Origin of the sequence: Dietzia sp. DQ11-44 (assembly GCF_014145205.1) — a bacterium.
Taxonomy (GTDB): domain Bacteria; phylum Actinomycetota; class Actinomycetes; order Mycobacteriales; family Mycobacteriaceae; genus Dietzia; species Dietzia natronolimnaea.
Window position 1 is genome coordinate 1 of record NZ_JAALEC010000347.1, and the last position, 5,070, is coordinate 5,070.

The following is a 5,070-nucleotide window of genomic DNA, read 5'->3' on the forward strand; positions in this document are numbered from 1 at the left end:
CGGCGACTACGCGCCGCGTTGGACGCGCGCGGGATCACGCCGGTCCCCGGGACGGGAGCCGACCACCTGGCCTCCGCGGCGGAACCCGACGGCGAGGGCGCCGTCACGGGAACCCACGTGCTGCACGCCTCGGACTCGGACGACGAGGTGCGGGCGGTCGTCCGGTTCGTCCGCTCGCGCCTGGCGGCCGGGATACCGGGGCACCGGATCGGCGTCTACTACCCATCGCCGGATCCCTACCTGCGACTGCTGCTCCGCGCGTTCGACGAGGCGGAGATCGTCGTCAACGGGCCCTCCGCCACCGATCTCGGCCGCACGCCCGCCGGCCGGTCCCTCACCCGGTTGCTCGGGATCAACCCGGACCTCATGCCGCGGGCCGAACTGCTCTCGATCGTGGCCGAGGGGGCGGTGACGATCCTGGACGACCACGGGGCCCCGGTCTCGTCGCGCCGCCTGGAGTTGCTCACCCGCACGCGTGTCCCCGTGATCGGCGGCGGTGACTGGGCCCGCCTGGCCGACCACCTGGCCATCGAACCGGATCCGTCCGGGCCCCGGCCCGACGCGGTGTCCCCTTCCACCGGTGTCGAGTTCACCGACTCCGACCGGGCGGCCGCCGCGGCTCTGCTGCGCCTCGTCGATCAGGTCCGGTCCGCCCTCGCCGCCCTGGACTCCGCACGGTCCTGGTCCGAGGTCGCCGCGACGGTGAACTCCATGCTCACCTCGCTCTTCCGGCAGAGCCTCGACCGGGCGGCCGTGCAGGCCGCCGTCGGTTCGCTCGCCGACCTCGACACCATCTCTCCCGCGATCACCCGCGAGCGGATCGTGGGCGCCGTGACCACGCGGCTGGACTCCCTCGCCGACCGGGTCGGCGAGGAGGGAGCGGGCGTGAGCCTGGGCCCGATCGACGACGCGGTCGGCCGGGATCTCGACACGGTGTGCGTGGTGGGCATGGCCGAGGGCCTGCTACCCGTCCTCCACCGACCCGATCCGCTCCTGCCCGAGGGCGCGGTCGACCCCTCGGCGTCCGAGCTGCTCGACGAGCGCTACCGGGTGCTCCAACTGGCACTGTCGGCGGGCTCGGCCCGACGCCTGTGCTCGTTCCCCCGCGGGTCGATGCGGGGTGGCGGACACCGCATCCCGTCGCGGTGGCTCCTGCCCACGCTGTCGCGCCTCGCCGGTCGGCGGGTCCACGCCACCAGGTGGCAGGAGGCCCTGGAGGGGTGCCCCACCGTCACCGCCGTCCCCTCCTTCCTCGACGGCGTCCTCTCCCCGCCGTCCCTCCTGGGCCCCGATCCGGCCACCACCACCGAACTGCGCCTGCGCGAACTCGCGGCCGGCGGGTGGCGGGCGGGACCGGGGGCGCCGGAGCCGCTCCTGCGGGCCCACGAGATGCGCCGGGACCGGAGGCTCGGGGTCTTCTCACGGTTCACCGGGGACGTGTCCTCGGTGAACGACCTGGTGAACGTGCTCGACACACCGGTCTCACCCACCCGCCTGGAGGACTGGGCCCAGAGTCCCTACCTGTTCTTCCTCGGCACCGTGCTGCGCGTCCGAGTCCTCGACGATCCGGCGGCGGACATCGAGATGGACCTGCGCGACTACGGCGACCTGGTCCACGCGATCCTGCAGCGATACGTGTCCGCTCGACTCGAGCTGGGGGCCGGTCCGGACCGGGACCTGCTCATGCGTGCGCTCCGGGACGAGTGCGAGAAGGCCGTCACCGGGGCCCCCGGGTTGCTCGCCCCGCTGTGGCGCCGGCGGCAGATGCTCCTGGCCGCCGAGCTCGGCCGGTGGTTCGAGGAGGACAGCGCCGATGCCGACGCGGGCTGGCGGCCCACCGCCACCGAACTCGGATTCGGACGCGAGGTCCCCGGGGGACCGACGGCCCGGATCCCGTTCGAGGTGACCACCTCCCGCGGACCGGAGACCCTGCTCCTGGCCGGATCGATCGACCGACTCGACGTCCGGGGCGGCACACAACGCGTCACCGACTACAAGACCGGGAAGCCTCCCGGGTCGGAGCAACGCCCGAGCGAGGAGGACCCCACCGTGTCCGGCACCCGGTTCCAGCTCCCCCTCTACGCCGCGGCCGCCGCCACCGCCCGGGACGTGCCGGTGAGCGAGGTCCGCTACTGGTACTGCACCGAGCGCGGTGGGTTCGAGCAGATCTCCCTCGCCGTCTCGGACACCGTCATGGACCGGGTCCGCTCGGACGTCGGGAACCTGGTCGACGCCATCCAACGGGGCTGGTTCCCCCTCAAGGGCGGACGCGGGTCCTCCCGTGATCTGGCCGACCTCCTCGGGGGAACGGACCTGGACCGCACATGGGAGCGACTGTCCGGGCGGGAGCCATTGGCGTCCCACCCCGCGTTCGTCGGCATCGTCGCCGGCGACACCACCGAGACCCGATCGGAGTCAGCCTCATGAGCGTGCTCCACGACCAACCCGCCCGGGACCGGGTCGAGCGCGACACCACCGCCACCCTGTTCGTCGAGGCCGGGGCCGGCACCGGCAAGACCCACGCCCTGGTCGGCCGGCTCAGCACCCTCCTGCTCACCGACGGTGTGCCCGTGGACCGGATCGCCGCGATCACCTTCACCGAGAAGGCGGCCGCCGAGTTGCGTGACCGGCTCCGCGTCCATCTGGTGGACCGACGGGACGCCGGCGACCAGCGCGCGGACGCCGCGCTCGCCGGGCTCGACACCGCCGCGATCGGGACCCTGCACTCGTTCGCCCTGCGCCTGCTCTCCGAGAATCCGCTGGAGGCCGGGATCCCGCCGAGGGTGACCGCCCAGCAGGACACCGCCGAGGCCACGGCCGTGGACGCCATGTGGCAGGAATGCGCGACCGTCCTGTTCGGCGGCGACCGGGACGGTTCGCGCTCCGGCGTCCTGGCCCGGGCCGTCGACGACCTGCTCGACGCCGGCGTCGGCACGCCCGCCTTCCGCGAGATGGTCGAGGCGCTGCACCGCGACTGGGACCGGCTCCCCAGCGGCCCTCTCCACTCCGGCGGGTCTCCCGACTCCGAGCTGCCCGACTCTCCCGATCTCGGCGAGATCGTCGCCGCGATCGGGTCGATCACCGGGTGGCGCGAGTCCTGCGTGGACGAGACGGACAAGCTCTACCAGACCCTCGCCGGCCACGAGGCGTGGCTGACGGACCTGCAGGCGGCGGCCACGGATCGGACGGCGTCACCGACCTGGGTCGAACTCCTCGGCAAGCCCATGACCGCAGGCCGGGGAGGCCGCGCCGCCGCCTGGGGGGACAAGGCCACCGTCGACGCCATCAAAGAGGAGATCAGGCGACTGCCCTCGATCTGCACCGAGGTCCTGTCCGCCCACTGGCGCCCACGCATCGCGATCATCCTGGACGCCCTCATCCCGGTCATCCGCAGACATGCCGACGACCGTCGCAGGCACGGCACGTTGCAGTTCCACGACCAGCTCGTGCTCGCCCGCGAGTTGCTGCAGGACCGGGACGTCCGGGACCGGGTCAGGGCCCGGTACACCCGGATCCTCATCGACGAGTTCCAGGACACCGACCCCATCCAGCTCGACCTCGCCACGCTCCTCACCGCCGAGGAACAGACGGACGGCACCGGGTCGGTATCAGTGTCAGGGACCGGCAGGCTCTTCACCGTCGGTGACCCCAAACAGTCCGTCTACCGTTTCCGGCGGGCCGACATCTCCACCTACCTGCGAGCGCAGCGCGGGGACGGAGTCGAGGTCGAACGCCTGAGCACCAACTTCCGGTGTTCGCGGGCGGTGCTCGACTGGGTCAACGAGGTGTTCTCGGAAGTACTCCTCGCCGCGGAGGGAGTGCAGCCCGACTACCGGGAACTGGAACCGGGTCCCGACCGGCCTCCGTTCGACCCCGCGCACGGCCCCCGCCCGTTCGTGTTCCGCACCGAGGACGTCCCCGAGCTTCCCGATCACTGTCCGCCGGACGCGAACGATGATGCACGACGCCACTGGACCGAGGCCTCCGATGTGGCCCGCGTGATCGCGACCGCCGTCCGCGAGCAGTGGACACACGAGTCCAGGGACGGCGGTCACACCCCGCTCCGCCTCGGGGACATCGCGATCCTGTTGCCCTCGCGGAGTTCGCTGCCCATGATCGAGAAGTGCCTCGACCACGCCGGGATCGATTTCCGGACCGAGGCGTCGTCCATCGTCTACGGCACCCCGGAGATCCGCGACCTCCTCCTCTCCGTGCGGGCCGTGGCCAACAGCGCCGACGAGGCCTCGCTCGTCGGTGCGCTCCGTTCCCCGCTGTTCGGCTGCGGCGACGACGACCTGCTCCGCTGGCGCGCCGCCGGTGGGGCGTGGGCCCCCGGTGCCCCGGCACCCGACCACCTCGAGGACTCCCCCGTCGCCGCGGGGATCGACTACCTCTCCGACCTGTCCCGGCGGAGCCGCCGGCCGGGCGAGATCCTGGAGAAGCTCGTCCACGACCGCATGGTCTTCGAGTCGGTCGCCGAGTCCCCCCGCCGCCGCGACCTGTGGCGGCGCATCCGCTTCGTCATCGAGCACGCCTGGCAGTGGGAGGAGTCCGCCGCCGACCCCGCCCGCGCCGACCTGCGGGAGTACGCGGACTGGGCGCTGGCCCTCACCGCCGAGGACGCCCGCGTCCCCGAGGCGGTGATCCCCGAGATCGGTGTCGACGCGGTGCGGATCACCACCATCCATGCCGCCAAGGGCCTCGAGTACCCCATGGTCGTCCTGGCCGGGATGAGCCGCGGCTGGCCCGGGGACCGCGACAGGCTCCTGTGGACGGACGACGATCCCCCGCGCCCCGTGGCCTCCTTCTCCACGCAGGTCCGTGATCCCGGATTCGCGCGGGCCGCAGAGCGAGAGGCCGAGCACTCCAGGGCAGAGCGGATCCGGCTCCTGTACGTCGCCACCACGCGGGCCGAGAGCCGGCTCGCCGTCTCCGGTCACGGATATGTCCTGAAAAAGCAGAAGAACCCGGAGCCCAAGAAGCTGTGGGGTTCCCTCCTCGGTTCGGTGATGGTGGAGCCCGACGCGCCGGCGCTCGTCCCCTACGGCGAGGGACTGCTCGAGCCGGCCG

General features: G+C 72.6%; 2 protein-coding genes. Both read left to right on the forward strand.

All coding sequences use genetic code 11. The features are described from left to right. Positions 1–2,427, forward strand: a 2,427-nt coding sequence (locus G6018_RS09350; RefSeq protein WP_182639460.1) for a PD-(D/E)XK nuclease family protein, incomplete at its 5' end; no start/stop codon positions are given. Further along, the coding region (locus G6018_RS09355) for a UvrD-helicase domain-containing protein (protein ID WP_182639461.1) at positions 2,424–5,070 on the forward strand (2,647 nt) is incomplete at its 3' end. The genes G6018_RS09350 and G6018_RS09355, both read left to right, overlap by 4 nt.